General features: G+C 62.4%; 29 protein-coding genes and 1 tRNA gene. 16 read left to right on the top strand and 14 right to left on the bottom strand.

Going from position 1 to position 25862, the window contains the following annotated elements:
* Nucleotides 1-102: 102 nt before the first annotated feature.
* The 5 genes from F0185_RS14040 to F0185_RS14015 all read left to right on the top strand — a co-directional run bounded on the left by F0185_RS14040 (nucleotide 103) and on the right by F0185_RS14015 (nucleotide 7888).
* On the top strand, nucleotides 103-684 hold the full coding sequence (locus tag F0185_RS14040) for a hypoxanthine-guanine phosphoribosyltransferase (RefSeq protein ID WP_167225396.1): 582 nt from the start codon (nucleotides 103-105) through the stop codon (nucleotides 682-684).
* Between the two features lie 374 nt (nucleotides 685-1058).
* On the top strand, nucleotides 1059-2729 hold the full coding sequence (locus F0185_RS14035; RefSeq protein WP_167225395.1) for a glycosyl hydrolase family 18 protein: 1671 nt from the start codon (nucleotides 1059-1061) through the stop codon (nucleotides 2727-2729).
* 119 nt (nucleotides 2730-2848) lie between these two features.
* Complete coding sequence (locus tag F0185_RS14030; RefSeq protein WP_187362538.1) at nucleotides 2849-3844, top strand: cupin-like domain-containing protein; 996 nt, start codon at nucleotides 2849-2851, stop codon at nucleotides 3842-3844.
* A gap of 34 nt (nucleotides 3845-3878) precedes the next feature.
* Complete coding sequence (locus F0185_RS14025; RefSeq protein ID WP_187362528.1) at nucleotides 3879-6272, top strand: chitinase C-terminal domain-containing protein; 2394 nt, start codon at nucleotides 3879-3881, stop codon at nucleotides 6270-6272.
* 92 nt (nucleotides 6273-6364) lie between these two features.
* The gene (locus F0185_RS14015; RefSeq protein ID WP_187362527.1) at nucleotides 6365-7888 is read left to right on the top strand and encodes a glycoside hydrolase family 19 protein; all 1524 of its coding nucleotides are present in this window, start codon (nucleotides 6365-6367) and stop codon (nucleotides 7886-7888) included.
* Nucleotides 7889-8045: 157 nt separating this feature from the next.
* On the opposite strand, the gene F0185_RS14010 is transcribed toward F0185_RS14015, so the two are convergent.
* The 6 genes from F0185_RS14010 to F0185_RS13985 all read right to left on the bottom strand — a co-directional run bounded on the left by F0185_RS14010 (nucleotide 8046) and on the right by F0185_RS13985 (nucleotide 11525).
* Nucleotides 8046-8999: an NAD(P)H-dependent flavin oxidoreductase gene (locus tag F0185_RS14010; protein ID WP_167225389.1), complete on the bottom strand. Its 954-nt coding sequence runs from the start codon at nucleotides 8997-8999 to the stop codon at nucleotides 8046-8048.
* Nucleotides 9000-9097: 98 nt separating this feature from the next.
* Nucleotides 9098-10042 (bottom strand): MBL fold metallo-hydrolase, encoded by a 945-nt coding sequence (locus F0185_RS14005; protein WP_229477009.1) that lies wholly within the window; start codon nucleotides 10040-10042, stop codon nucleotides 9098-9100.
* Nucleotides 10043-10049: 7 nt separating this feature from the next.
* Nucleotides 10050-10493, bottom strand: a complete 444-nt coding sequence (locus tag F0185_RS14000; protein ID WP_167225387.1) for a hypothetical protein — start codon at nucleotides 10491-10493, stop codon at nucleotides 10050-10052.
* Nucleotides 10494-10700 (bottom strand): DUF1289 domain-containing protein, encoded by a 207-nt coding sequence (locus F0185_RS13995; protein WP_166888966.1) that lies wholly within the window; start codon nucleotides 10698-10700, stop codon nucleotides 10494-10496. It lies immediately after the preceding gene.
* Nucleotides 10697-11140 carry a thioesterase family protein gene (locus F0185_RS13990; protein ID WP_167225385.1) on the bottom strand — a complete coding sequence of 148 codons (444 nt, stop codon included), beginning with the start codon at nucleotides 11138-11140 and terminating at the stop codon, nucleotides 10697-10699. The genes F0185_RS13995 and F0185_RS13990 overlap by 4 nt, the downstream gene beginning before the upstream one ends.
* Before the next feature lie 19 nt (nucleotides 11141-11159).
* Nucleotides 11160-11525, bottom strand: coding sequence for a VOC family protein (locus tag F0185_RS13985; protein ID WP_166888971.1), 366 nt, complete (start codon nucleotides 11523-11525; stop codon nucleotides 11160-11162).
* A gap of 143 nt (nucleotides 11526-11668) precedes the next feature.
* Here F0185_RS13985 and F0185_RS13980 point away from each other — a divergent pair, with 143 nt between their 5' ends.
* Both F0185_RS13980 and F0185_RS13975 read left to right on the top strand, forming a co-directional pair.
* A complete protein-coding gene (locus F0185_RS13980; protein ID WP_166875850.1) occupies nucleotides 11669-12082 on the top strand; it encodes a ribbon-helix-helix domain-containing protein in 414 nt (137 codons plus the stop codon).
* Between the two features lie 24 nt (nucleotides 12083-12106).
* Nucleotides 12107-13444, top strand: a complete 1338-nt coding sequence (locus F0185_RS13975; protein ID WP_229477008.1) for an extracellular catalytic domain type 1 short-chain-length polyhydroxyalkanoate depolymerase — start codon at nucleotides 12107-12109, stop codon at nucleotides 13442-13444.
* A 102-nt stretch (nucleotides 13445-13546) separates the two neighbouring features.
* Here F0185_RS13975 and F0185_RS13970 read toward each other — a convergent pair whose 3' ends face one another.
* A complete protein-coding gene (locus F0185_RS13970) occupies nucleotides 13547-13978 on the bottom strand; it encodes a DUF29 domain-containing protein (protein WP_167225383.1) in 432 nt (143 codons plus the stop codon).
* Nucleotides 13979-14179: 201 nt separating this feature from the next.
* Here F0185_RS13970 and F0185_RS13965 point away from each other — a divergent pair, with 201 nt between their 5' ends.
* On the top strand, nucleotides 14180-14800 hold the full coding sequence (locus F0185_RS13965) for a putative DNA-mimic protein (RefSeq protein WP_167225381.1): 621 nt from the start codon (nucleotides 14180-14182) through the stop codon (nucleotides 14798-14800).
* Between the two features lie 55 nt (nucleotides 14801-14855).
* Here the strand turns inward: F0185_RS13965 and F0185_RS13960 are convergent, their stop codons facing one another.
* Nucleotides 14856-15287: a DUF29 domain-containing protein gene (locus tag F0185_RS13960; protein ID WP_167225379.1), complete on the bottom strand. Its 432-nt coding sequence runs from the start codon at nucleotides 15285-15287 to the stop codon at nucleotides 14856-14858.
* 153 nt (nucleotides 15288-15440) lie between these two features.
* Between F0185_RS13960 and F0185_RS13955 the strand changes: the two genes are divergently transcribed.
* Nucleotides 15441-15635, top strand: a complete 195-nt coding sequence (locus F0185_RS13955; RefSeq protein WP_167225377.1) for a hypothetical protein — start codon at nucleotides 15441-15443, stop codon at nucleotides 15633-15635.
* Nucleotides 15632-16198 carry a hypothetical protein gene (locus F0185_RS13950; RefSeq protein WP_167225375.1) on the top strand — a complete coding sequence of 189 codons (567 nt, stop codon included), beginning with the start codon at nucleotides 15632-15634 and terminating at the stop codon, nucleotides 16196-16198. The genes F0185_RS13955 and F0185_RS13950 overlap by 4 nt, the downstream gene beginning before the upstream one ends.
* Nucleotides 16199-16211: 13 nt before the next feature.
* Here the strand turns inward: F0185_RS13950 and F0185_RS13945 are convergent, their stop codons facing one another.
* The gene (locus F0185_RS13945; RefSeq protein ID WP_167225373.1) at nucleotides 16212-16700 is read right to left on the bottom strand and encodes a hypothetical protein; all 489 of its coding nucleotides are present in this window, start codon (nucleotides 16698-16700) and stop codon (nucleotides 16212-16214) included.
* 65 nt (nucleotides 16701-16765) lie between these two features.
* A complete protein-coding gene (locus F0185_RS13940) occupies nucleotides 16766-16966 on the bottom strand; it encodes a cysteine-rich CWC family protein (RefSeq protein WP_167225371.1) in 201 nt (66 codons plus the stop codon).
* A 237-nt stretch (nucleotides 16967-17203) separates the two neighbouring features.
* On the opposite strand from F0185_RS13940, the gene argB reads away from it, so the two are divergent.
* Nucleotides 17204-18130, top strand: coding sequence for an acetylglutamate kinase (argB, locus tag F0185_RS13935; protein WP_166875818.1), 927 nt, complete (start codon nucleotides 17204-17206; stop codon nucleotides 18128-18130).
* A gap of 76 nt (nucleotides 18131-18206) precedes the next feature.
* Nucleotides 18207-18281 (top strand) — tRNA-Thr (locus F0185_RS13930).
* Nucleotides 18282-18305: 24 nt separating this feature from the next.
* Here F0185_RS13930 and F0185_RS13925 read toward each other — a convergent pair.
* Nucleotides 18306-19196, bottom strand: a complete 891-nt coding sequence (locus F0185_RS13925) for a TraB/GumN family protein (protein WP_167225369.1) — start codon at nucleotides 19194-19196, stop codon at nucleotides 18306-18308.
* 42 nt (nucleotides 19197-19238) lie between these two features.
* On the opposite strand from F0185_RS13925, the gene F0185_RS13920 reads away from it, so the two are divergent.
* The 3 genes from F0185_RS13920 to pabB are packed head-to-tail and all read left to right on the top strand — an operon-like array spanning nucleotide 19239 to nucleotide 22412.
* Nucleotides 19239-19967: an HAD-IA family hydrolase gene (locus tag F0185_RS13920; RefSeq protein WP_370664014.1), complete on the top strand. Its 729-nt coding sequence runs from the start codon at nucleotides 19239-19241 to the stop codon at nucleotides 19965-19967.
* Nucleotides 19968-19995: 28 nt separating this feature from the next.
* Entirely contained in the window at nucleotides 19996-20574 is a 579-nt protein-coding gene (gene slmA / locus F0185_RS13915) for a nucleoid occlusion factor SlmA (protein ID WP_166888998.1), read from the top strand.
* 14 nt (nucleotides 20575-20588) lie between these two features.
* Complete coding sequence (gene pabB / locus F0185_RS13910; protein ID WP_167225367.1) at nucleotides 20589-22412, top strand: aminodeoxychorismate synthase component I; 1824 nt, start codon at nucleotides 20589-20591, stop codon at nucleotides 22410-22412.
* An 11-nt stretch (nucleotides 22413-22423) separates the two neighbouring features.
* On the opposite strand, the gene F0185_RS13905 is transcribed toward pabB, so the two are convergent.
* On the bottom strand, nucleotides 22424-23098 hold the full coding sequence (locus F0185_RS13905; protein ID WP_167225365.1) for an ArsR/SmtB family transcription factor: 675 nt from the start codon (nucleotides 23096-23098) through the stop codon (nucleotides 22424-22426).
* Nucleotides 23099-23173: 75 nt separating this feature from the next.
* On the opposite strand from F0185_RS13905, the gene F0185_RS13900 reads away from it, so the two are divergent.
* Complete coding sequence (locus tag F0185_RS13900; protein WP_167225363.1) at nucleotides 23174-23812, top strand: DUF6058 family natural product biosynthesis protein; 639 nt, start codon at nucleotides 23174-23176, stop codon at nucleotides 23810-23812.
* An 86-nt stretch (nucleotides 23813-23898) separates the two neighbouring features.
* On the opposite strand, the gene F0185_RS13895 is transcribed toward F0185_RS13900, so the two are convergent.
* Both F0185_RS13895 and F0185_RS13890 read right to left on the bottom strand, forming a co-directional pair.
* The gene (locus F0185_RS13895) at nucleotides 23899-24186 is read right to left on the bottom strand and encodes a hypothetical protein (protein WP_167225361.1); all 288 of its coding nucleotides are present in this window, start codon (nucleotides 24184-24186) and stop codon (nucleotides 23899-23901) included.
* Between the two features lie 128 nt (nucleotides 24187-24314).
* Complete coding sequence (locus F0185_RS13890) at nucleotides 24315-25862, bottom strand: GMC family oxidoreductase (RefSeq protein ID WP_167225359.1); 1548 nt, start codon at nucleotides 25860-25862, stop codon at nucleotides 24315-24317.

The following is a 25862-nucleotide window of genomic DNA, read 5'->3' as shown; positions in this document are numbered from 1 at the left end:
TCGCGGGAACGACGGGTGGCCTTGTCGCACAATTCCAACGCTTCCCATTGTGCAGTGCACTTTGCAGCATAATTGCCTGGTGTCCTTTATGAGCTAACCACCATGCAAGAATTCCACGCTGAACGTGCACGCACCCTTCTCAATAATGCGGAGGAAATCTTCGATGCCGCAGCCGTCCAAGCCGCCGTGCGCCAGGTAGCCGACAAGCTCAACGACCGCTTCGACCGCCCCGACAACGACGCCTTCCCCCTCGTCCTCGGCGTCATGGGCGGCGCCGTCGTGTTCACCGGCAACCTGCTCCCCCAACTGCGCTTCCCCCTCGAATTCGACTACATCCACGTCAGCCGCTACGGCGACGACGACCAGGGCGGCAATGTGGTGTGGAAAGTCATCCCGCGCCCCAGCGTGGCCGGGCGTATCATCATCGTGCTCGACGATATCCTGGACGAGGGCGAAACGCTGGCCCAGGTCAAGCAGCGCCTGCTCGACATGGGCGCGGCCGAGGTGGTCATCGCGGTGTTTGCCGACAAAGCCATCAAGCGCAGCAAACCGGTCAAGCCGGACATCGTCGGCCTGACCATTCCCGACAAGTTCGTGGTCGGTTTCGGCATGGATGTGTATGGCTACTGGCGCAACTTGCCTGGCCTGTGGGCAATCCGCACGGAAGACCTCAAACCACGGTGATTTTCCACAAAATCGTGACAAGCAGGAAAAACACGCCGCAAGCGCTCGCGGCGTCGTTAATACCAATCTAAACGGGTACTAAAGCGGTACTACTGACGTTGTGTACAATTTGATATCTCTCTGATATCCCGCCTTTCTCAGCCTCCACATTTAACAATTCGTTTCCCGCATATGCATGCACGATAAAGGCATACCTTGCCCGGACGCGACATTCTTTCACAAATCTAACTGGTATTTCATTTTACTCAACTCGTTAAAACCACTTGACTACCAATTATCCGAGGCTCACTCTGGCTCACCGTTTTCCGGATTGATCGGCGCAGTTCCGATTGCAGAAGATCGTAAAACGGACACCTATCGACCAAGGAGACAACATGCAATACAACACAAAGAGCAGCCTGCTGATCGCGCTCATCGGCGGCATGCTCGCCGCTTGCGGCGGCAGCGGCGGCGAAAAATCCGACATGCAGGGCAGCATGACCAAAACGGCTGCGGCCGTGGTCGCCTGCGCGGACTGGAATGCAACCGCCATCTACACTGTCGGTAATTGCGCGGTCTACCAGGGCAAGGTCTACAAAGCCAAATGGTGGACCCAGAACAATGTCCCCGGCACCGAACAATGGGGACCGTGGGAACTGACCACCGATACCCCGACGCCGACGCCAACCCCGCCGACTCCGACCCCAACGCCGACGCCGCCAACACCGACGCCGACCCCAACGCCACCGACACCCACCCCAACCCCGGTCGGCGGACGTGAAATCGGTTCCTATTTTGCGCAGTGGGGCGTGTACGGCCGCAGCTACGAAGTGGCCGACATCCATACCACCAAGACACCAGTGAACGGCGTGCCGACCAGCGTGGCCGATCAGCTCACCTTCATCAACTACGCCTTCGGCAACGTCTACGCCAAAAACGGCGGCTACGAGTGCGACATGGTGACCAAGGCCGAAACCGGCAACACCACGCCGCCGCCAGCCGACGCCGGCACCGGTGGCGATGCCTACGCCGATTACCAGCGCTCGCCCGCGCGCACCGTCGATGGCAAAGTCATCCCGTGGGATGCCAAGCTGACCGGCAACTTCGCCCAGCTGAAACTGCTGAAAGCGGCCCACCCGAACCTGAAAGTGTTCATTTCGCTGGGCGGCTGGAGCTGGTCGCGCTACTTCTCGGCAGCCGCCAAGACCGACGCCCTGCGCAAGCAACTGGCCAGGTCGTGCATCAAGCAATTCATCGCCGGTGACTTGCCGGTGCAGGACGGACGCGGCGGTCCGGGCGCTGCCAAGGGCGTGTTCGACGGCATCGATATCGACTGGGAATACCCGGGCGGTGGTGGCCAGTCGTACAACACGGTCGACACGGTCAACGACAAGCGCAACTTCACCTTATTGATGGCCGAGTTCCGCGCCCAGCTCGACGCACAGGGCAAGCTCGACGGCAAACGCTATCCGCTGACGGCCGCCATCGGCGCCGGCGGCGAGAAGATTGCCCAGACCGAACCTGCGCTGTATAGTCAATACATGGACTGGGTCAACGTGATGACGTACGACTTCCACGGCGGATGGGAAAACACGACGAATTTCCACGCGCCGCTGTACCGTGATCCCGCCGACCCGGCGACCGGTAACCTGGTCAAGTACAACACCGACGACGCGATCAAAACGCTGGTCGCAGCCGGCATGCCGAAAAACAAAATCCTGCTGGGCGTGCCGTTCTACGGCCGTGGCTGGAAAGGCGTGAGCCCCGGCCCGCGCGGCGACGGTTTGTACCAGGCAGCAAGCGGTGCGGCAGCCGGCCAGTACGAAGCCGGCATCGACGACTACAAGGTTCTCATCAATAAGGCCGGCACCCGCTGGACTCATCCGGTGACCAAGCAGTTGTACCTGCTGACGACCAACAGCGAATGGTGGAGCTATGACGATCCGGCCACCATCGGTGTGAAAATGCAATATATGCGTGATCAGGGCCTGCGTGGCGCGTTCTCCTGGGAACTCGACGGCGACGCCAACGGTGCCCTGACCAGCGCAGTATGGAAGGGCCGCTAAGCGGCTAAGCGGAGGTGCCGGCTGCTTCTTACAAGGCGGCCGGCATCTCCATGCCCGCAACCTCCTGGAGAAACCTCTTGAAAATTCAATCGAACGTAAAGCCGCAGGTGTCGCCAACAATGCAGGTCAACGACGACTGGCGCCGCTGGATCGGCGAAAACCTGATGCTCGGCACCTCGCCCGAGGCGATTGCCGCCATCCTGGTCAAGTCGAACGTGTCCCAGGCCAATGCCCGGACCGAAATCGACGCGGCGCTGCGCAGCCCGTATTTGCAGGCTGCGCGCAGGCTGGCCAATCGGGTCAACAAGCGCGACTGGGTGCTGAACATCCAGGCGCAATTGAACCGGCTGTACGACGAGGGGATTGAACGACGGGAGAAGCTCTCCGGCGAGGACTTCCTGCAACAGTATTACCGCACCAACCGGCCGGTGATCATCACCGGCATGCTGGAGCATTTCCCGGCACGCCAGAAATGGAACCTGGACTATTTTGCGCAGCGCTTCGGCGAACGCGTGGTCGAGGTGCAGTTCGGACGCGAAGCCGATCCCCAATACGAGCTCAACAGTATCGCCCACAAGCGCAAGATGCCTTTCGGCGAGTACGTGGAGATGGTCCGCACCAGCGGACGCACCAATGACTTCTACATGACCGCCAACAACGACTCGCTCAACAGTGTAGCGTTGAAGGAATTGTTCGAGGACGTAGGCACCCTGCCCGAGTACCTCGATGACGATCCGGGGCGGCGCGGCTTTTTCTGGTTCGGCCCGGCCGGCACGGTGACCCCGTTCCACCACGACCTGACCAATAACTTCATGGCCCAGATCATCGGGCGCAAGAAGATCAAGCTGATGGCGCCGTCGGACACGCCAAGGGTCTACAACCACCGGCACTGCTTTACCGAGGTGGACGCCCGCAACATCGACCTGGCGCGCTTTCCCGCCATGGCCGAGGTGCAGGTGCTCGAATGCGTGCTGGAACCGGGCGAGATCCTGTTCCTGCCGGTCGGCTGGTGGCATTACGTGGAAGGGCTCGATATTTCGGTGACGCTGTCGACGACCAATTTCCGATGGCCGAATGACTTCTACACTAACTATCCCCCCAATCATGATTTCTGAGGGGGGAACACAATGAATCACGGAGATAACAATAATGACGATCAATCGTTTGATGGGCGCCCTTCTCGGCAGCGCCCTGGTAGCGTGCGGAGGCGCCAGCGGTCCTGACGCCGTTCAAGGCCAGGGTGGCGAGTCGAAGCGCCAACTGGCCCAAGTGGTGGTGTGCAGCGCATGGTCCGCCACCCAGGTTTACACGGTTGGCGCCTGCGTCAGCCACCTGGGCAAAACCTACACGGCGAAGTGGTGGACACAGAACAACGTGCCCGGCGCCGAGGAATGGGGACCGTGGGCGCTGTCGACGACGCCGACGCCAACTCCTACCCCGACTCCGACTCCGACGCCTACTCCAACACCGACGCCTACTCCGACCCCGACGCCGACGCCGACGCCGACGCCGACTCCAACACCGACGCCAACGCCAACGCCGACACCAACGCCAACGCCAACGCCCACGGTCGCCTGCCGCCCCGACGGCCTCACTTCCAAAGTTCCCAACGTGCCGTACTGCGGCGTGTACGACGCCAACGGCCGCGAAGTGCTCGCGCACGGGCTCAATCGCCGCATCGTCGGCTACTTCACCAGCTGGCGCACGGGCAAGGATGGCACGCCTTCCTACCTCGTCAACAACATCCCGTGGGACAAGATCACCCACGTCAACTACGCCTTCGCCGCGGTCGACCCCGCCACGTCCAAGCTCTTGCTGGGCAGCGGCGCGAGCAACCCGGACACCGGCCTCACCTGGCCCGAGAACCCGGCCGCCGCGATGGACCCGAGCCTGCCCTACAAAGGCCACTTCAACCTGCTGGCGCAATACAAGCGCAAGCATCCGGACGTGAAAATCATGCTGTCGGTGGGCGGCTGGGCGGGCAGCGGCGGCTTCTACACGGCCACCACCAACGCCGACGGCTCGCTCAACAGCGCCGGTATCGACACCCTGGCCGACTCGATGGTGGCGTTCCTGCGCCAGTACCGCTTCTTCGACGGCATCGACATCGACTACGAGCACCCGACCACCAACAACGAGGCCGGCAATCCGCTCGACTTCGGCCTGTCGAAACCACGCCTGGCCGGTCTGATGAAAAGCTACAACGTGCTGCTCGAAAGGGTGCGCACCAAGCTCGACACGGCAGCGGTGGCCGACAAGAAATACTACATGCTGACCATTGCCGGTTCGGCCTCGGCCTGGATCTTGCGCGGCGAAGAAAACCTGTCGGGCCTGAAGTATCTCGACTACGCCAGCCTGATGAGCTACGACCTGCACGGCGGCTGGAACCAGTACGTCGGTCCCAACGCGGCCCTGTTCGATGACGGCAACGACGCCGAACTGCGCGCCGGCAACGCCTACCAGTTCGCCAACATCGGCTACCTGAACGTGGACTGGTCGTACCGCTACTACCGTGGCGCGCTGCAAGCCGGGCGCATCAACCTGGGCGTGCCGTACTACACGCGCGGCTGGCGGAACGTGAACGGCGGCACCAACGGCCTGTGGGGCACCACTGCGCTGGTCAGCTCGACCGTGACCTGCGCCGGCGTCAAAACCTGCGGCGAAGGCGCGGTCGGCATCGACAATCTGTGGCACGACCTCGACGTCAACGGCCAGGCCATTCCCGGCGGCGGCAATCCGTTGTGGCATGCGCTGAACCTGGAAAAAGCCATCCTGCCGGACTACCTGGACGCCTACAAGGTGACCGACAAGACCCTGCGCGGCACGTACCAGCCGAACTACAGCGCCACCATGGCCGCGCCGTGGCTGTGGAACCCGACCACCAAAGTGTTCCTCTCGACCGAGACGGCGCAATCGATGGATGCCAAGGCGCGCTACATCGTCGACAACAACGTCGGCGGCATCATGATCTGGGAGATGGCGGGCGACTACGCGTGGGATGCCAGCAAGAACAGCGGCAAGGGGCAGTATGTGATGGGCAACACCCTGACCACCAACACCTTCAACACCTTCAAGGCGGCCGGGCCGTACGGCAACAAGCGCGCTGAAACGGCAATGCCGGCCAGCAGCGCCAAAGTAAGCATTGAGCTGGGTGGCTGGAAAATGGGCGACAGCAACTTCCCGATCAATCCGGTGATGACGGTGACCAACAAGTCGGCTACTACGATTCCGGGCGGCAGCGTGGTGGAGTTTTCGTATCCGGTGGCGGCGCCGGCCAACATGAGCGACCAGTCGGGGTATGGGCTGAAAGTGATTGCGGCGGGGTACAACGGGCCGAACAATATTGGCGGCTTCAAGGCCAACTTCAACCGCGCGCAGTTCACGATTCCGGCATGGCAAGCGCTGGCGCCGGGCGCGTCGGTGTCGCTCACGCTCAACTACCAGTTGCCGATTTCGGGGCCGTCGGCCTACGTGATCACGGTCGGCGGCAAGCGCTATGCGCTGGCGGACGAGTATCCGGAACTGCCGGTCGCGCTGCCGTAAGCATCGCCTGACCTTGCAGGGCATGGAACCCGGGAACGCCAAGGCGCGTTTCCGGGTTTTTTGCCTGATATCCAACTTCCTGGAGTACAAATATGAAACAACAATTATCGACGCTGGCGGTAGGACTGCTGGCGGGCATGCTGGCCGCTTGCGGCGGCAGCGATGGCAACAAGGGCGGCGAATCAGTCGGAACGCAGAGCGCAAGCCGGTCGATGACCACGCTTGACGTGAGTCCGATGTGCCCGCCGTGGAACGCAGGCATGGTCTATACCGCAGGGCAATGCGCGAGCTACCAGAACAAGTTCTACAAGGCGAAGTGGTGGACGCAGGGGAACGTGCCAGGAACGGAACAATGGGGGCCGTGGGAGGCGATAACGGGAACGCCGACGCCGACGCCGACTCCTACTCCGACTCCTACTCCGACACCTACTCCGACTCCGACGCCGACGCCAACGCCGACACCAACGCCGACTCCTACGCCAACGCCAACGCCGACGCCGACACCAACACCGACGCCGGGCGGCGTGCCGACCAAGGCGCAAGCCGAAGCCCGTGAAGCGCAGCTCACCGACAACGCCTTCTTCCGCACCGTCAAGGCATCGATCCGCACGCTGGACAACGCGGGCGTCGAGCAAGTAGTGCCGGGACGCAGCGCCAATCCAATCAACGTCAAGCGGGTCGAGCGGCTGCTGCCGGCGACCAAATGGGACCATTTCTTCGCGGTGCGCGAGCCAAGCTATACGTACCAGCGTTTCCTGCAGGCGGTGGCCAAGTTTCCGGCCCTGTGCGACGACTACAGCGACGGGCGCGATGCCGACGGCATCTGCCGGCACACGCTGGCGGCCATGTTCGCGCACTTCGCGCAAGAAACCGGCGAGCACAACGCGAGCAACACGATTCCCGAGTGGCGCCAGGGCTTGAAGTACCTGCGCGAACTGGGCTGCGACGAAACCGGGGCCGGCTGCGGCTACAACGCCGAGTGCGCCGATCCGGTGTTCAATGCGGTCTGGACCTGCGGAAAAAATGCGGACGGCAGCTTCAAGAAATATTTCGGACGCGGGGCCAAGCAGCTATCGTACAACTACAACTACGGGCCGTTCTCGCAGATCATGTTCGGCGGCGATCAATCGGTTCTGCTGCGCGATCCGGACCGGGTGGCGTCGACCTGGCTGAACCTGGCGTCGGCGACGTTCTTCTTTGTGTATCCGCAGCCGCCCAAGCCATCGATGCTGCATGTGATCGACGGGACATGGGTGCCGAACGCGGCCGATCGCGCGGCCGGGGCGGGGAACAACTTCGCCACGACGATCATGATCATCAATGCCGAGTGCGGGCAAGGGACCGAGAAAGCGGCCGCGCAAAACCGCATCAACTATTACAAACAGTTTGCGGGCGAGTTGGGGTGGAATGTGGGGGCCGAGCAGTTATCGTGCGCAACGATGCAGCGGTTTGGACCGTCGAGTTCGGCGTCGTACAACATCTACTGGGAGAAAAACTGGAATGAGGGTGGGCAGAATCAATGCCAGCTGGTCAGTTACCAGACCCCGTACAGCGCGTTGATTGCGGATAACTACGTCAAGTGCGTGCAGGATAACTGGAAGGTGAAGCTGCAGTAATAGCCTCCGGCGACTGCTAACTTCCAGACCGTCGTCCCCGCGAAGGCGGGGATCCAAGTTCGTAGAGCCGCCAACGTCTACGGAACGAAATTGGGTTCCCGCCTGCGCGGGAACGACGGTCTTTGGGTTGGTTGTCCTGCGCGGGACGACGGGGCGCTTACAGCGCCAGCCGCGCCCGCGCGGCGTCGTATTCCTGCTTCAGGCGCGCCACCATCTCAGCGACGGTCGGCACATCATTCATCATCCCCACGCCCTGCCCTGCGCCCCAGATATCGCGCCAGGCCTTGGCGCTGCCCGAACCGAAGCTCATCTTCGACTTGTCCGATTCCGGCAAGGCATCTGGATCAAGCCCGGCGTTGATAATCGATTTTTTCAGATAGTTCCCGTGCACGCCGGTGAACAGATTCGTGTACACAATATCGGCCGCCGCCGATTCCACGATCGCATCCCGATACGCATCGGTCACGTTCGATTCCTTGGTCGCCAGCCAGCGCGAACCGATATACGCAAAGTCGGCGCCCATCGCCTGCGCCGCCAGAATCGCGTCACCCGTGGCGATCGAACCCGACAAAGCCACCGGACCGTTGAAGAACTTGCGCACTTCACCCACCAGCGCGAACGGCGACAACGGCCCCGCGTGTCCGCCAGCGCCAGCGGCGACCAGGATCAAGCCATCCACGCCCGCTTCCAGCGCCTTTTCGGCATGCCGGATCGACACAACATCGTGCAGCACAATCCCGCCGTAGCTGTGGATGGCGTCGAGCATCTCTTTCGGCGGCGCGCGCAGCGAGGAGATGATGATCGGCACCTGATGCTTGACGCACATCGCCACGTCGTGTTCCAGGCGGTCGTTGGACTGGTGCACGATCTGGTTGACTGCGATCGGCCCCACCCTGGCGCCCGGATTGGCGGCTTGGTAATCGGCCAGCTCTTGCTTGAGATCGGTCAGCCAGGTGTCGAGCAGTTCGGCCGGACGGGCGTTGAGCGCGGGGAAGGAACCGACGATCCCCGCCTTGCACTGCGCCGCCACCAGCGCGGGTCCGCTGGCGATGAACATCGGCGATCCAATGACGGGAAGGGTGAGGTTTTGCAGCGCGGCGGGCAATGCCATGTCGGTCTCGCAATCGAAAAAAGTGGATGGAAGCAAATTCTCATCCATTATAGTTCGAAAAAAGTACGACCGTGCTTGAAAACTCGGCAGGAATGTGTTTACAGGTCGCTGTTGACCAGTTCCTCGCCATCGCGCTTGGCCGCGCCGGCCCGCACCAGCGATTGCACGGCCCAGTCGGCCATCTGGATGGATGTCTCGAAACGTTGCAGATGACGCCGGCGCGCGCCTTCCAGCACGGGAATGGTGGCGAACATGGCCGCCACGTCCGCCAGGCTGATGCGCTGGCGTTCGAGCAGCAGGAATTTGAGGATGACCTTGACCGCGTTCTCGGAATTCCTCACCGGATCGGCTTCGAGGAAGTTGAGGCGCGTGAACGCCCGTTTGAGCGCCGGCTGGACGTCGGTGAACATGGCGCCGTGGCCGGGAATGACGAGACGGGCGTCGAGGCTGTCGATCAGTTCCAGCGTGGCGCGCGCCTCCTGGAAGCCCGATTCACCGTCGAGCTCGGGGAAAATCACGCCGAAACCGTTGCGCCACAAGGCGTCGGCCGAGATGACGATGCCTTCGCTCGGGCAAAAGAAAATCAGCGAATGCGGATGGTGTCCGGGCGCGCCCAGCGCTTGCCACACTGTGCCGCCCAGTTCCAGTTCGTCGCCGGGCGAGACGGTAAAGTCGGCCTGGAAGCGATCGCACTGCTGGCCGGTGGCCTTGAAACTGAGCGCGTGCTCGTCCCAGGCCGCGACATTGGCGGCCTCGGCCACGGGAATGCCGATGCGGCAGCCGTAGCGCGCCGTCAGGGCCGCGTTGCCGCCGCAATGGTCCGAATGCAGATGGGTATTGATGACGCGCGCCAAAGGCCGTTCACCGAGCGCATGGCCGACCAGCGCCAGCGTCTGCGGCACGTGGGTCTTGTAGCCGCTGTCGATCAGGGTGGCCTCGCCGGCCCCGGTAAACAGCACATTGTTCGATGACAACCAGCCGCGTTCGAACACCTGCATCGACGCCGGCAAGCGCGCCGGGTCGGGATTTAACATTGCACTCATGGGTAACTCATTTTTTCATTTGAAACGCGAGCGAGATCTTGGCGAACTCGATCAGGACGGCTTGCGAGCCGCCATTGAAGGTGGTGAAGGAATTGCCGGTACGCACAACCATGCGCGGCGGGAACAGCCAGGAAAAGTAAGGAATGCCGATCATCTTGGCGCCGCGCACGTCGCGCCATTCGACGTGCTTGTCGTACAGCCAGGTCTGGCGGATGCCGGTGGCGTCCACCGTGGTGGTGGCGCGCAGGAACCAGTAGTAGCTCACGCCCAGCATGATGATGGCGCCCAGCAGCAGCGCCTTGACGCCCATGCCGAACGACGGCAGCGGAAAACGCCAGGCCACGCTGGCGGCGTACACCAGCAGCACCACGGTGACGATGGTGGCGAAGACCTTGAAGCCGATCCCGTAGGCCGGGCCGGTAACCGCTTGCTGCGGGGTGTAGAAATTCATCTAGTCGAAGTCCAGTTCGGATTCACGGCGGCGGATTTCGGCCCAGACCGCGCGTTTGTACTCATCCGGAGCAGTGCCCCAGGCGACGATTTCATCGAGGGTGCGCAGGCAGCCGCGGCACAGGCCCTTGCCGGACGCGGTATCGGGCGCCATCTCGCACAGGCTGATGCAGGGGGACGGCACCGGCGTCTGCAGTTCGGGATTCATGCGGCCCCCACGGGGTTGAGCGCGGCGGCCGCCTTGGCGGCAACCTTGGCGTTGAAGCGCACCGGGTCGATCACATGGCGTTCGTGGGTGCCTTCGCAGATGCGGTCGACGCCGTCCCAGGCTTGCACGCTAAACAGCAGGCGGCGGCCGTCGACTTCCCGCACCTCGCCCTTGATCAGCAATGTCATGCCGGGCGGGGTCGGGGCAAAATGCGAAAAATGCACCATCGTGCCCAGGCTTTGCTCGCGCGGCCAGTCCATGAACGGCATGACGCCGTGCACGCAGGCCAGTTCCATCATGCCGACCAGGTAACCGGTGGCCAGCACGTCGGGCATGTCGAGGCAGAAACCGGTGTCGTGGTACAGCTGCGGCACACTGGCGCGCGCAGGCACGGTATAGCTCCACTCGAAGCGGAAGCCAGCTTGCAGGTCGGGACTCATGCGCGGATTATGCCTTCTTTTAACGTTGCTCGATGAGCTCGACTTTGTTTCCGAAAGGATCGTTCACGGTGGCGCGTTGCAGTCCGGCGACCATCTCTTCTACCTGGACATCGACGCCAGCACCCCTCAACGCACCGACGAACTCATCGAAACCGGCGACGATCAGGGCCGGGTGCACTTTTTTGGCGGGCTGGAAGGCGCTGTCGGCCCCAAGGTGCAACTGGGCGCTGCCGCACTGGAACCAGGCGCCGCCGCGCACGGCCAGGTGGGCCGGCTTGGGCACTTCGGGCAAGCCGAGCACCCCGTTGTAGAAGGCGCGCGCGGCGTCTTCGGCGCCGACCGGCATGGCGACCTGCACGTGGTCGATTCCTGTAATGTTTGCCATCGCTTCTCCGCTGTGACGGGATTGATACATAAAAACGTCATTATCGCATTCAGACGAATCGCGCTTGACGGAGAAGCTCACAGGGGTAGACTACCATCCATACAGATGGCGTACGGATGCCACGCAGATGATATTGGAGACATATGAACGCCCGCGACCTGAAACTGAAACCTGCTGAATCGGAAAAAATCACCATCAACCTGGGCTTGATCGATCTTGGCCAGATCGACCTCCTGGTCAGTGAAGGCTTTTATTCGAACCGGACCGACCTGATACGCACGGCGATCCGCAATCAGCTCAATACCCATGCCGAAGTGGTCCGGCAAACGGTGGCGCGCAAGAGCCTGGTGCTGGGAATGCATCACTATTCCAGGGCCGACCTCGAAGCGGCGCTGGCGGCGGGCGAACGGTTGCAGATCCAGGTACTGGGCATGGCAAGCATCGCCAGCGACGTCTCGGTAGAGCTGGCGCTGGCAACCATCGAATCTATTTTTGTACTTGGAGCCCTGCATGCAAGCAGCGTGATCAAGACAGCACTGGCGGGCCGCATCCTCTGATGCGCTTATATAAGGAAAAAGCCAATGAAACTCAATGACAAACTGTTCGCCAACATGCGGGCGGCAACCAAGACCCTGATGGGCCAGGGGCCAAAATCCGCCACCAGCGTCATTCAGGAGGCGCTCAAGGTCCTGACGCCCCACAAAGGCGGCGCCGCCCATCCGCCGCAGGCGCCATCGGGAGCGCGCGACATCACGCCGCCGATGCCTTCGCTCCATGGCGCGCAGGGTTTCAGCCAGGCGCGTGCGGGTTCAGCGCCGCCCGGACCGCAACCGCAGCCGGCGTCCCAGCCGCACGCGCCGGGCGCCTCAAGCCACGAGCAATACGTCAAGAGCGTGGTGCAGGATGCGACCGAAGCCTTCAACAACCTGATGCCCGACCTGCTCGCCAAGCTCGATCGTGCCGGCGCGAACGGCCATGCCGCCTTCAAGATGCCCAATTTCGACATCCCCGGCATGAATGGGATGAACGGCATGAATGGCATGAATGGCATGCAGGGCGGCGGCGCGTCCAGCCCGGCCGAGGCGCTGCCCGGCAAATTTACCGATGGCAGCTTCACGAATGCGGCCGGCACCCGGACCTATAAATTGTACGTGCCGAGCAGCTACACTGGCCAGCCGATGCCGCTGGTGGTCATGTTGCACGGCTGTACGCAGGACCCGGACGACTTCGCCACCGGCACGCAGATGAATGTGCTGGCCGAAGAAATGCAGTGCCTGGTCGTGTACCCGGCGCAATCGATGCAGGCCAATTCCTCGCGCTGCTGGAACTGGTTCAATGCGGTCGATCAACAGCGCGGCCAGGGCGAGCCATCGATTATTGCCGGCATTACCGAAACCATCATGCACAATCATGCGGTCGACGCCAGCCAGGTGTATGTGGCCGGGCTGTCCGCCGGCGGGGCGATGGCGACCATCATGGGCACCTTGTATCCGGAACTGTATGCGGCGGTGGGCGTGCACTCCGGCCTGCCGTTCGCCTCGGCGCACGACTTGCCGTCGGCGCTGGCCGCCATGAAGGGCAATTTCGGGCCGCAGCGCGCCAGCGGCAAGTCGATTCCCATCATCGTCTTCCATGGCGACAAGGATACGACCGTGCATCCGGTCAATGGCGACGAGCTGATCAAGCGCGGCGCGCAGAACGTGATGCAGGAGATTATCGAGCCAGGCCGTGTACCGGACGGCCACGCCTACACGCGCACCGTGCACCAGGCGGTCGATGGCACGCCGCAGGCGGAGCAGTGGCTGATCCATGGCGCGGGTCATGCCTGGTCCGGCGGCAGCGCACGCGGCAGCTATACCGATGGCAAGGGGCCGGACGCCAGCCGTGAAATGATGCGGTTTTTCCAGACCAAGCGCTAAGGCTGCGTTGTTCAGGGGTATCGTGCCTGCGCCGATCCGGTGGTTGCCGGGTCGACGCTGGCGCGCTACCTGATTGATGAGGCAAAAACCGGTCCGGCCAGCTTAATCGGGCAGAAAATTCTCGTTGAGCACCTGGACCAAGGTCCAGGTGCTCCTGCGCGGGAGTCCCTCGAGTGCCATCTGTCCGGCGGCGATGCCCAGGGCATCCTTCCATGCATCGTCGAGCCATTCGACATCGACCAGGGCCGACTGCAGACTGGGCATTTTGCGCAAGACGCGCGCAATGCTCATGCGCTGGTCGCCGATGCTGCGCAACAAGGGCGTATTGCGCCGGTCGGGCTGCGTATGCCATTCGAGTAATTGCGCAAACAAGGCCGACATGCGGCGTCCCAGCTCGCGTTTTTCGGCCTTGGCAACGCCTTCGATTTCTTCGGCGATGTTCTCCAGGTCGAGCGCCGACCACTGCCGCGCCCGCAATAAGGCAGCCTGTTGGTAAGCCCAGGCCACCACGTCGGTGTCGTACAAATCTGCCATTGACCACTCCTGTTCAAAGCCGAACCAGTCTCCGTATGGTAAGCCAAGCGAGCCCGGCGCGGCTGAAAATGGCTGCTGCCCGACAAGATAGTGGCGCGCAAGGCGACGCTATGCAGGCGATCCGCAGCCGCAGCGGTCTGTTGGACGCGCACGCAGGCATGTTACTCTGCAACATCTATTTGATACAGAACTGGACTGGCCATGGGACTTGCGATCGAACTCGGCATGCTGGATGACGGTGACAATGAGGCTGATGTGTTCCATGCACAATTGGATGCCATCAACGCCTGCCTTGCCTCCATCGGTGCCCCGGCGCATGCGGAGCCTGGAAGTATTGGCGAACTCGACAATAGAGCGGGCCTGCTGGGTTTTCCGTATTCGTATCTTCACTTCCTGCGCTATGCGTATGCGCATCAGCTGGCCAATTCCGGCTGGATTGCCACGCCCTTGGCCGCACATGCCGATCCTGCTTCCGACGAAACGCTGCAGGCGCAGATGGAGCAGTTGGAGAGCCACCTGCTATGTCACTCCGATGCGGAAGGTTTCTATGTCCCTGTCGAGTTTACCGAGCCGGCATTTCATGATGCGCTGCCAGGCGCAATATTGGGATCGTCCTATCGCTTGCTCGAGGAACTGGTCGTGCTTGCGCCCGCCATTGGCGTAAAGCTGGCCAATCAAACGCTGAGCGACGCGGAAGCGGTACGCATCAACGGACTTGTCGGCAGCGAGCATGGTTTACACCGCGAACTGTGCGTCTGGCTCGCGCTTTACGAAGCAGCGCGATTGAGCATTGAGCACAAGACGGCGATCGTTTTTTGCTAGCCGTGCGATCACGTACCGCGCTCCATGGGGCAATTATGGCGGGGTAATTATTTGCTTACGCTGGCAGAAACGCCGGGTCCAATACCTGCGCACTGGACCATATGGGCATGTCCGGAAAATCCTCTAGCCCGGTATCCTTAATGGCAATGACAAGCGCGTCTTCCCATACCTCCCGCATCCAGTCATCATCGGAAAGCGCGCTTTTGAGACTTGGGACCTTACCGAGCTTGCGGGTGATGGTGGTCCGCTGCACGTCGATCGTTGCGCGCCAGCTTCTGCTGCGCAATTGCGGCTGAAACTGCCACTTGAGCAGGTGGGCGATCAACACCGCCATTCGACTGCCCAGTTCGCGCCGCACGCTATGACCCACGTCCTCGATCTCCTCGGCAAGGTTCTCAATATCGAGCGCGGACCAGCGGCGCTCGCGCAGCAACGCCGCCTGTGCGATCGACCAGGCAAGCACATCCTCGTCATACAAACCAGCCATCATCAGCTCCTTGTTGCTGCCACAAGTTTAAGCAGATAAACCGGGACTACGTTCGACGCACATCAATGGTGCGCTGGGGTGAACCGGGAACTTGACCATGCCAGTGAGGTCTATAACTACATAGACGTAATCTGACCAAAGTGGAGGTTTCGCATGTTCGCATTCCTGACGACAGTCACCGAAGAAGACCTACGACGTGCTGTAGAGAGATTGTCCAGCAGCGTAAAAACTGAATCACCGCTCTCCCCGAGTAGCCAGCAAATCATCGAATCGGTGCGCTTTACTCGCGAGGAGATGAAGCAGGCAGGAGCCATCGCTGTGATGAAGATCGCTGCGGGCTCAAAATGAGCCATATTTACTCGATGCTTGTTTCAGGACCGGATGACGTTCCCGGCGCTTTAGCCTACGTTGCATATAAACGCATGCAAAACGAATGGAGAGTCCAATTTCATACCACGCATTCTCGCGAGCCCGATGTGCACGAGGAGACATCATTCGCACAGATACAAATGCTGTCTGCGAACATCGAGAGCTTGAAGGAGCGAGGTGGGCTGATGGCGACCGAGTTTGTGCAGGAAATACTAAACGAAAAAATGGCGGCGCTTGCCATAAGAGTGAGCCAGTCAGAACTGGCACAACAATTTTCTGCACTCAATACCAACATCCTGTCCAATCTGCAACAAATTCAAACGCAACTGGGAGAAAAGAAAACCATCGGCGGCTGGATGAAGGATATTGGAACCGCGTTTGTGTCCAGTCTGGCGCTCGTGGCTATTGTCGGGTCGATTCTGACAGGGTATGTCGGGCTGGCAAAGCTGACTGCGAGCACGGAAAAAGCGGTCGGTATTCAAACCATACCCAACCCGGCGTTCAGAGAACCGGTTTCCACGCCAACCGTTCCACAGCAATGAGACTAACGCCCGCTCAGTCTTGATCGTACATGTGCAGGTTCTCAGCAACAAAAGCCTGTGCGAAAAACGCCTTCAAGCTTGGCGGAAGCGCGAAAAAACGGAAACGCACCGCCTCCTTGCCGCATTCGTCTTCCAAGCGCTTCCACTGCGCCGGGGGCAGCACAAGAAAGGCTTGTTCGCTATTGCCAGTGGTATCGATGCACATGCGCAATTCCGCATCTTCCCTGACCAACTGGCTCAAGGTATAGACCGAAATCAGATTGTCGTTCCGGCTCTCCTCGAGCGGCACGACGACGCTCTTGCCTTTGTAGGTGTATTTGATTTTGCCGCCACTGACGCGCGCGCTCACCGCTTCGAGGCCGGGGGTATTGCTCGCAATGGTGGCCCACTGCGCTAATTCTTCCCCGTATTCGGCCCAGACAAACTCATGCTGGGTTAACAGGTCAATCGCGGACTTGTTTTGCGGCAGACGGACGATGCTGGCAGCCAGGTCGTAGTACATGGGAAATCCTGTTCGATCGGGATAGAAAATTTATCAATACAACAGTGCAGGCGCTATGCGCGGCCTCAGTCGCCCACCGCCTCGGACGGGGAATTTTTTTGCGCATCGATGTGCTTCTTCAGGCAAGCCGGACACCAGCAAGCCGCCGCGCCGTCTGGGTCCGGCACCGCCACCACCGGCGGCAACTCGGTACACCAGCACGGCCCGGCCGTGCCGTCGGCCATGGCGCAGCCGAACTGCGCCCCACAGCGGCTGCAGGTACTCATGGCGAGCTGATCCAAAATGGAAAAAGGCAAATGCGGGCGATGCCATTCATGGGCGTGTTTCCTGATTAATTGATGCGCTGCCACCCTGTCACAAAAGAGGGGCACGGCGCCGTGGAGATGCATTTAAGCCCAGCCTAACGGATCAAAAATGAAAATACAACAAGATAGCCCTATAATGCCCACAAGCTTCTCCCTGTTGACTGTAAAATCTCGCAAAATTTCATTTCCGGACCCGCCATGACCGCTCCTTTGCCCACACTGAAGACCGACCATCAAGACGACCTGACCGCGGTTTCTCCGCAGATCAAGGCGCAGATCCTGGCCGAGGCACTGCCGTATATCCGCAATTTCCATGGCAAGACCATTGTCATCAAATACGGCGGCAATGCGATGACCGACGAGCGCCTCAAGCACGGCTTCGCGCGCGACGTCATCCTGCTCAAGCTGGTCGGCATGAACCCGGTCGTGGTGCACGGCGGCGGTCCCCAGATCGACAACGCCCTGAAAAAAATCGGCAAGCAAGGCACCTTCGTGCAAGGCATGCGCATCACCGACGAAGAAACCATGGAAGTGGTCGAATGGGTGCTCGGCGGCGAAGTCCAGCAAGACATCGTGATGCTGATTAACCATTACGGCGGCCAGGCTGTCGGCCTGACCGGCAAAGATGGCGGCTTGATCCGCGCGCGCAAGATGGCCATGCCCGACAAGGAAAACCCGGGCCAGTTCCTCGACATCGGCTTTGTCGGCGAAATCGACGCCATCAACCCGGCCGTGGTCAAGGCGCTGCAGGACGATGCCTTCATCCCGATCATCTCGCCGATCGGTTTCGGCCAGGATGGCCAGGCCTACAACATCAATGCCGACGTCGTCGCCGGCAAGATCGCGGAAATCCTGAAAGCCGAAAAGTTGATCATGATGACCAACATCGCCGGCGTGCAAGATAAAAAAGGCAACCTCGTGACCGATTTGTCGGCCCGCGAGATCGACGAAATGTTCGCCGATGGCACCATTTCCGGCGGCATGCTGCCTAAAATTTCATCGGCGCTGGACGCGGCCAAGTCGGGCGTGAACACGGTTCACATCATCGACGGGCGAATCGAGCACTCTTTGCTGCTCGAGGTCTTGACCGAACAGGCTTTTGGCACTATGATCCGGTCGCACTAAATAATTTGTGGCGGCATCAGCCGCCACGGGGACCTCGCAAAACCGCAGTAAGTTTGGCGAGATCCCTACCAGTACCGCCCTTTTAGCTCAGTGGTAGAGCACTCCCTTGGTAAGGGAGAGGCCACGTGTTCAATCCACGTAAAGGGCACCATTCCTCCCGCAGCACCCTCCCCCTTCAGTACACCCGCTCGACCGTCAGCCCTTTTGCGCCCAGCAATGCCGGCACGCTGTGCTTGCCGACCAAATGCAATACGCCGATCGCCGCCACGCTCTTGTCCTGTTTGGCCAGCAAGGCGGCCAGCTTCTCGGCCAATGGTCCGTTGCGTTCTTCCAACAGCACTTTTTGCATGAACTTGCCCGACACGCTGTTGTCGCCTTCGACCTTGGCCGCCACCGCATCGAGCGCAGCCTTGTCGGCCGAGCCCCAGGCATCGACAATCTGGCGCATTTCCGCGCGCTGCTTGCCGGACTCCATCATATCGACGCTCTCTTCCAGGAATGTCCACTGCTCTTCCACGCCCAGGCGGTCGAACATGGCGAACTGGGCGCTGATCGATTCGAGCTCGATCACCGGCACCTTTCTGGCGCGCGCCATCTGCGCCAGCTTGATATCGACCGCCAGTTCGGCCTGGTAACCTTCGGATGCGTACTCGGCCAGGGTGAGGGTGGTGGCCACCAGCCACGGCTTGAAGCGCGCCACCGCGGCCGGATCGATCTTCGCCTTTTTCAAGGCGTGCTCGACGCGCTTGCGAAACGCCGGCGAGCGGTCCTGGAAACCCGGTTTGCCGGGCGCGAGCATGGCATGCGCCTGCATCGCCGCGCCCAGCTTGGCCGGGTCCTGCAACAGGTCAACCTCCAGCGCCAGCGCCGAGGCGTTCTGGATGGCCGTGGCGATGCGCGGCTCCAGGGGATAGAACTCGGGCAAGCCCACGTGCATGGTGCCGAACAGGTACATCGTGTGGCCGCCGCCGCTCACCTTGAACAGCGCGCCGCGCTCGGCGCCCCAGGCCGATGGCAGGGCCAGCATCAGAAGGCTGAGGAACACCACTATAATTGGACGTCTCATGCGTTTTTTCCTTGTTGTTTCGCGTTTTTAGTCAGGTCTCTTGTGCCCAATCTTACCCGCTCCGCCCCGCTCTGGTTGTTCGATCTCGACAATACGCTGCACAACGCCTCGCACGCGATTTTCCCCACCATCACCGCCAACATGAACGTGTACATCGCGCGCGTGCTGGGCGACGGCGTCACGCCCGCCAGCGCGGATGTGGTCAACGCGGCCCGCCTGGCATACTGGACACGCTACGGCGCCACCCTGCTCGGGATGATCAAGCACCACCAGGTCAGCGCCGCCGACTTCCTGCACGAGACCCACAACATCGAACGGCTGGAAGACATGATCCGCTACGAGCGCGGCCTGGCGCGCCTGCTCAGGCGCCTGCCGGGGCGGAAAATCCTGCTGACCAACGCGCCGACGCGCTACTCGACCGACGTCATGCGCCACCTGGGATTGCGGCGCCACTTCAGCCACCACATCGCCATCGAAAACATGCACGTGCACGGCCAGCTGCGCCCCAAGCCGTCCAAGCTGATGCTGCGCCGCCTGCTGCGCAAGCACGGCGTGGCCGCGCAACGCTGCATCCTGGTCGAAGACACCCTGGCCAACCTGCGCACCGCCAAACAGGTCGGCATGCGCACCGCATGGGTCACCCAATATCTGCGCATGGCCGACCCGATCGGTGTTGCGCCGTTGCCAAAAAAGTTAAAACGCCCCGCTTATGTCGATGTCAAAGTAAAATCCGTGCTTCAGTTGCCGAGATGCATGAATCGGCTGCGCTGACAACGACAACCCACCTCATCGAGAACACATGGCAAGCACCAAGCCGGGCCAGCGCAAGCTGCAAATCCTCCAGGCCCTGGCCTCCATGCTGGAGCAGCCCAAAGGCGAGAAAATCACCACGGCGGCACTGGCAGCACGGCTGGACGTATCCGAAGCGGCGCTGTACCGCCACTTCGCCAGCAAGGCGCAGATGTTCGAAGGCCTGATCGACTTCATCGAATCGAGCGTCTTCGGCCTGATTAACCAGATCGCCGAAAACGAACAGGGCGGGGTCGACCAGGCCCACGCCGTGCTGCAGATGCTGCTCGGCTTCGCGGCCAACAATCCCGGCATGACGCGGGTGCTGATCGGCGACGCCCTGGTCAACGAAGACGAGCGCCTGCAACTGCGCATGAACCAGTTCTACGACAAGGTCGAACTGGCCTGCAAGCAGTCGCTGCGCCTGGCCGTGACCCAGGGCCACGGCCAGGAAGCCGATGTCGCCGCGCGCGCCAGCCTGCTGGTGGCCTACGTGGTCGGACGCTGGCACCGCTACGCCAAGAGCGGCTTCCGCCACAATCCGACCGAGGGCACGGCCCTGCAGATCTCCCTGCTGCTGGCGGCCTGACCGCCCTTGCACCGATGAACAGCGCGCCCTGCTTTGCCCTGCTCGACGACGCCACCGGCGGCGCCGGGCATGCAGCCGGTTCGCGCCTGTACACGGGCCACGCGGGCACCCTGCGCTGCGACGCGGCAGACGATTGGGCACCCCTGCTGGCGCAGCTCCAGGAAGCGCTCGCGCGCGGCCTGCATGCGGTGGCGGTGCTCGCTTATGAACTGGGCGGACACCTGCTCGGCATCGATGCGCACCCTGCCCGCGGCCCGCTGGCGCAAGTGCTGCTGTTCGATACCTGCACCCGCATGACATCAGGCGAGGTGGCGGCCTGGCTGGCCGCGCAAGCGCACGACGGCGATGGCCCGGCCGGCATTGCCAAGGTGCGCGCCAACGTCGACCAGAAGGCCTTCAGCGAGGCGCTGGCGCGCATCCACGACTACATCGCCGCCGGCGACACCTACCAGGTCAACTACACTTACCGCCTGCGCTTCGACGCCTTCGGTTCGCCCCACGCGCTGTACGCACGCCTGCGCGCGCGCCAGCCGGTGCCCTACGGCGCCCTGATCGCCCTGCCCGACGGCGGCGCCGTGCTCTCGCTCTCGCCCGAACTGTTCGTACGCCATCAAGGTGGTGAACTCATCGCGCGCCCGATGAAAGGCACCGCCCCGGCCAGCGACGACGACAGCGACAACGCGCGCCGCGCCGGCGCGCTCGCGGCCGACCCCAAGAACCGCGCCGAAAACCTGATGATCGTCGACCTGCTGCGCAACGACCTCGGACGAGTCGCCGTCACCGGCAGTGTCGAGGTGCCGGCGCTGTTCGACGTGCAGCGCTTTGCCAGCGTGCTGCAGATGACATCCACCGTGCGCGCGCGCCTGCGCCCCGGCGCCGCCCTGGCCGACATCTTCGCGGCGCTGTACCCGTGCGGCTCGATCACCGGCGCGCCCAAGCGGCGTGCGATGGAAATCATCCACGAACTCGAACCTGCCGCGCGCGGCGTCTACACCGGCGCCATCGGCTGGTTCGAGCCGCCCGCCACGCTTGGGGCGATCGGCGACTTTTGCCTGTCGGTGCCGATCCGCACCCTGGCGCTGCAATCCGAACACGCCGGCACGCGGCACGGCGAAATGGGCGTCGGCGCCGGCATCGTGTACGACAGCGACGCGGCCGACGAATATGCCGAGTGCCAGCTCAAGGCGCGTTTTCTCACCGGCCTGGAAAACCGCTTCGAGGTCTTCGAAACGCTGCACGCCACGCGCGCCGACGGCTGCCGCCACCGCGCGCGGCACCTGGCGCGCATGGCGCAATCGGCGCGCTACTTCGGCTTCCCGTTCGATGACGCCGCCGCCCACGCCGCGTTGGACGCCGCCTGCGCCGCGCTGGCGCCCGGCGTGCCCTCGCGCATGCGGCTCGCCATCGGCCCGTCCGGTGCCTTCAGCGTGCAAAGCGGCGCGCTGGCCGCGCTGACGCAACCGGTGCGCGTGTTGCTGGCCCCGGACGCGATGCGCGCCGACGAACTCTTTGTGCGCCACAAAACCAGCATCCGCACCCGCTACGACGCCATCTGGCGCGCGGCCGAGGCGCAGGGCGCATTCGATATGCTGTTCTTCAACGAACGCGGCGAGCTGACCGAAGGAGGCCGCAGCAATGTGTTCGTGCGGGTCGACGGCCGCTGGCGCACGCCCGCCCTGGCCTGCGGCCTGCTGCCCGGGATCATGCGCGCGCTGGTGCTGGCGGACGCGCAGTGGGACGCCGAAGAAACCATCGTTACGCGCGCGATGCTCGAACGCGCCACCGGCCTGATGGTCTGCAACGCCCTGCGCGGGCCGATGATGGCGGTATTAAGCTAATCCACCCAGGCCTAATCCACCCAGGCGCGCAAGGCCTGTTCGCCGGCCTCGCTAAACGTCACCACGCGCGAATCGAGCGAGCGCCTGGCCCAGCCCAGTTCTTCGAAGCGCGCCAGCAGCGCGTCGCCCAGGGTGCCGGCCAGGTGATGCCGGCGCTCGCTCCAGTCAAGGCAGGTGCGGCAAAACGCGCGCCGCGTGCCGGCCGCCGCCAGGTCGACGCCGATGGCTTGCATCATGGCGCTGCCGGCTTCGGTGAGGCGCAGGCCGGCCGCATCGGGCGTGAAAGCACCGCGCGCCAGCAGGCCCTCGTACACCAGCACCCCAAGTTCGCCGGCCAGGTGGTCGTAGCACACGCGCGCCTTGCGCAAGGCCGGCTCGCGCGGGCTCGAACGCAGGCGGATGGCGCCGGTGCGAAAGGCCACGTTCATGAGCGACTCGAGCAGCTGCGCCACATCGTCGTCGGCCAGGCGAAAGTAGCGGTGGCGGCCCTGCGCTTCCACCGCCAGCAAGCCGGCGTCGACCAGTTTGGCCAGGTGCGCGCTGATGGTCTGCTTGGTGACGCCGGCGATGTCGGCCAGCTCGGTGGCGGTGAGCGCCATGCCCGACATGAGCGCGGTCAGCACTTCCGCGCGCGCGTGATCGCCGATCAGGGCGGCGATGCCGATGATATTGGGTCCGTCTTTCATGGTTCGATGGTAGCCGAACCATGCAGAACGCACAAGCTTGTATAGTAGGCCCTGTCGACCAACGAGAGAGCGGCCATGGAACTGATCCGATACCTGAGCGATGGTTTTTTTACCGAGGAACAGCTGCTGGCGGTGTCCGGCATCGACGCCGGCGAGCTGGCGGCACTTCAGCAGCGCGCGATGATGCCGCAGGCGTCGTACCGGCTGCGCATTGACGTCAACTGCGACTCCTTCTTCGGCGCGCACCAGGAACACAAGCAGCTCGTCTATTACGCCAAGGGCTACGCCTCGTGGATCGGACTTCTTCAGTCGCTCGGCGGCGAGGCCGATGCCTTGCGCGTGTTCGCGGAGCGCTACCGCGCCCGCCTGGGGCAGCTGAAAGCGGCCGGCCTGTGCACCGACAACCCCAAGCTCGGCGCGGAGCTGGACCAGCACCTGGTCGAGGAGTGGCGCCACTTCCTCGAGGGCACCTACGGCGTGTGCACCAAGACCGGGCTGCCGGAAGATATCGCGTCAAAAGAGCTGGCCACGACGATCATCCGCGAGATCATCGGCAAACCCGTTGAACAGGCCTTGTCGATGCGCGACCGGGTGTGCCTGACCCTGGCGGTCGACTTGCTCGACACCGCCAGCGGCCAGTTCGCGCCCCATGAAAAAGAACGCAGCTCACGCAATTTGTTGATTGACGAGGTGCGCAAGACTTATCAGTTATGACCAACACATTTGCCGCGGTTGCCAGCTTGTAGCAAGCATCCCATCTGTAGCAGCGGATCCAGACACGGTTCAGATTGAGCTGTTCGTCACCCCCGGCAAGGCGTGGGAATGTCGCTCACGCTTGCGCTGTCGCCGGTGGCCATCGCCACCGTGACAAGCAGGGCGATGATGAGGAACGGCAAAAAATGCTTCATCAGGAACTGGAGCATGGTTTCTTCGTTGCCGAACTGGTCAGCGTAGCTCAATCCCTTGCCTTGCGGCGCACTCAGCTCAGCCGCCTCATTGCCGGCTGCCGCTTTCCATGGTGCATATGCCTCGCGCGCATGCGCATCTTGCTCTTCATCGATAACAAAAAAATCCCTGGCACTCATCACACATTCTCCCGTTCGACGGCCGTCGATGCGCGGCCATGGTGCTTAATGAATCCTGCGAAAGCATCGCTCTCAAGCTGTTCGATCCGCGCCGGCGATATTGGTTCCACGCCGGCGCGCGAACTGGCCGCTCAGGCGCGGATGGCGGTTTGCTTGATGATATCCGATAACTTCTCCGCCATCATGATGACCGTCGGATTCAAGTTGATGAGCGGAATTTCGGGAAGGATCGAGGCATCGATAATCCGCAGCCCGCCCACCCCATGCACGCGCCCCTGTTCATCGACGACGGCGCGCGGGTCGTCCGGCAAGCCCATCGGCGCACTGGCGCAAGGATGCTGCAAGGTTCCCACCCCGGCCGCCAGCGCGCTGCGGATCTGCTGCTCGCTGTCGTCGATGGACGGCCCAGGATACAGTTCCTCCACGATCATGCTCTTGAGCGGCTCGGTGGCCGCCAGCGTCCTGGCCAGCCGGAAACACTCCACCATGCGCCGCATGTCGTCCTCCGTGCTCAGATGATTGAGTTCGATCAGCGGCGCCTCGTGCGGATCGCGGCTCTTGAGGCGGATGCGCCCGTGCGAGGTGCAATGCATCAGTTCCAGCCCGAGCGAAAACGCCACGCCGGTCGGGCTGCTGGCCGGGTCGAGCAGGTGCGACGGTGAAATGCCGATGTCGAGTTCCTGGTCCGAACTCGCATACGAGGAATTGGTCCACCACTGGGAACCAACCACCGGGTGCTCCTGCCCTTTGAGTTCCGCTGTCGCGCTGAAATTCATCCAGAAAAAGGCGTGATCGAGCAGATGGGTACCGACCGGCGCATCCTTGACCACAGGAATATCCAGCGCGTCGAGGTCGGCCTTCGGACCGATTCCCGAACGCAGCAAGATCGCGGCGGAGCCATACGCGCCGGCGCTGAGAATAACTTCCTTGCCGCGTATTTCGCGGCCATCGGCCAGCAAGACCGAAGCCACCCGTCCATTCTCGACGACCAGCTTGTCGACGATGCTGCGATCGAGGATGGCCAGGTTCGGGCGGGAACGCACGCTCCGGGTCAGGTAAGCCATGCCGGTATTGACGCGCACGCCGTTGATGACGTTCATCGGGTTCGGCCCGGCGCCGTTGTTCGCTTCGGGATCGTTGAAGTCGTCCACCCGGCGCGCCCCCAAGGCCCAGGCCGCTTGCACCATGGCGCGCTGTACCGGCGTGATGCCCTCCATCGACATTTGATGAATCGGCAGCGGCCCGTTGCGGCCGTGCCAGCGTTCCGCGCCATGCGGGGCGCTTTCCATTTTCTTGTAGTAAGGCAGCACGTCTTCGTACCCCCAGCCGCGCAAGCCTTTTGCCGTCCAGCGCGCAAAGTCGAAGGGCAAGGCGCGGCAGGCGACGGCGCCGTTGATGGCGGAGCTGCCGCCGAGCACTTTGCCGCGCGGCGCATACACCGGCTGCGCCTGGGCCAGCGGGATGGCATGGTAACCCCATTCGTAGCGCGCATCGCCGTTGGCGGCGATGATGTTGCTGCTGTAAATTTGCTCAGGATATTCGTCCGGATCGAAGGCGCTGCCGGCCTCGACCAGCAATACGCTGAACTGGGGCAGCTCCGACAGGCGGGCCGCCAGCACGGCGCCGGCCGAGCCGCCGCCGAGAATGACAAAATCAACAAGGTGGGAATCGACAGTCAT

Source organism: Massilia rubra (assembly GCF_011682065.1).
In the GTDB taxonomy this organism is placed as follows: Bacteria; Pseudomonadota; Gammaproteobacteria; order Burkholderiales; family Burkholderiaceae_D; genus Telluria_A; species Telluria_A rubra.
The sequence above is the reverse complement of the archived record's forward strand: the minus strand, read 5'-3'. Positions and strand labels throughout refer to the sequence as shown.

Coding starts and splice junctions, on each gene's coding strand:
- F0185_RS13965 (WP_167225381.1), top strand. CDS start 14,180: ATGGGACTTGCGATCGAACTCGGCATGCTGGATGACGGTGACAATGAG.
- F0185_RS13955 (WP_167225377.1), top strand. CDS start 15,441: ATGTTCGCATTCCTGACGACAGTCACCGAAGAAGACCTACGACGTGCT.
- F0185_RS14035 (WP_167225395.1), top strand. CDS start 1,059: ATGCAATACAACACAAAGAGCAGCCTGCTGATCGCGCTCATCGGCGGC.
- F0185_RS14030 (WP_187362538.1), top strand. CDS start 2,849: ATGCAGGTCAACGACGACTGGCGCCGCTGGATCGGCGAAAACCTGATG.
- pabB (WP_167225367.1), top strand. CDS start 20,589: ATGAACAGCGCGCCCTGCTTTGCCCTGCTCGACGACGCCACCGGCGGC.
- slmA (WP_166888998.1), top strand. CDS start 19,996: ATGGCAAGCACCAAGCCGGGCCAGCGCAAGCTGCAAATCCTCCAGGCC.
- F0185_RS13970 (WP_167225383.1), bottom strand. CDS start 13,978: ATGGCAGATTTGTACGACACCGACGTGGTGGCCTGGGCTTACCAACAG.
- F0185_RS13960 (WP_167225379.1), bottom strand. CDS start 15,287: ATGGCTGGTTTGTATGACGAGGATGTGCTTGCCTGGTCGATCGCACAG.
- F0185_RS14015 (WP_187362527.1), top strand. CDS start 6,365: ATGAAACAACAATTATCGACGCTGGCGGTAGGACTGCTGGCGGGCATG.
- F0185_RS13980 (WP_166875850.1), top strand. CDS start 11,669: ATGAACGCCCGCGACCTGAAACTGAAACCTGCTGAATCGGAAAAAATC.
- F0185_RS14005 (WP_229477009.1), bottom strand. CDS start 10,042: ATGAGTGCAATGTTAAATCCCGACCCGGCGCGCTTGCCGGCGTCGATG.
- F0185_RS13945 (WP_167225373.1), bottom strand. CDS start 16,700: ATGTACTACGACCTGGCTGCCAGCATCGTCCGTCTGCCGCAAAACAAG.
- F0185_RS14025 (WP_187362528.1), top strand. CDS start 3,879: ATGACGATCAATCGTTTGATGGGCGCCCTTCTCGGCAGCGCCCTGGTA.
- F0185_RS13950 (WP_167225375.1), top strand. CDS start 15,632: ATGAGCCATATTTACTCGATGCTTGTTTCAGGACCGGATGACGTTCCC.
- F0185_RS13890 (WP_167225359.1), bottom strand. CDS start 25,862: ATGACTGTCGATTCCCACCTTGTTGATTTTGTCATTCTCGGCGGCGGC.
- argB (WP_166875818.1), top strand. CDS start 17,204: ATGACCGCTCCTTTGCCCACACTGAAGACCGACCATCAAGACGACCTG.
- F0185_RS14000 (WP_167225387.1), bottom strand. CDS start 10,493: ATGAATTTCTACACCCCGCAGCAAGCGGTTACCGGCCCGGCCTACGGG.
- F0185_RS13905 (WP_167225365.1), bottom strand. CDS start 23,098: ATGAAAGACGGACCCAATATCATCGGCATCGCCGCCCTGATCGGCGAT.
- F0185_RS13925 (WP_167225369.1), bottom strand. CDS start 19,196: ATGAGACGTCCAATTATAGTGGTGTTCCTCAGCCTTCTGATGCTGGCC.
- F0185_RS13985 (WP_166888971.1), bottom strand. CDS start 11,525: ATGGCAAACATTACAGGAATCGACCACGTGCAGGTCGCCATGCCGGTC.
- F0185_RS13995 (WP_166888966.1), bottom strand. CDS start 10,700: ATGAATCCCGAACTGCAGACGCCGGTGCCGTCCCCCTGCATCAGCCTG.
- F0185_RS13975 (WP_229477008.1), top strand. CDS start 12,107: ATGAAACTCAATGACAAACTGTTCGCCAACATGCGGGCGGCAACCAAG.
- F0185_RS13940 (WP_167225371.1), bottom strand. CDS start 16,966: ATGAGTACCTGCAGCCGCTGTGGGGCGCAGTTCGGCTGCGCCATGGCC.
- F0185_RS14010 (WP_167225389.1), bottom strand. CDS start 8,999: ATGGCATTGCCCGCCGCGCTGCAAAACCTCACCCTTCCCGTCATTGGA.
- F0185_RS13990 (WP_167225385.1), bottom strand. CDS start 11,140: ATGAGTCCCGACCTGCAAGCTGGCTTCCGCTTCGAGTGGAGCTATACC.
- F0185_RS14040 (WP_167225396.1), top strand. CDS start 103: ATGCAAGAATTCCACGCTGAACGTGCACGCACCCTTCTCAATAATGCG.
- F0185_RS13900 (WP_167225363.1), top strand. CDS start 23,174: ATGGAACTGATCCGATACCTGAGCGATGGTTTTTTTACCGAGGAACAG.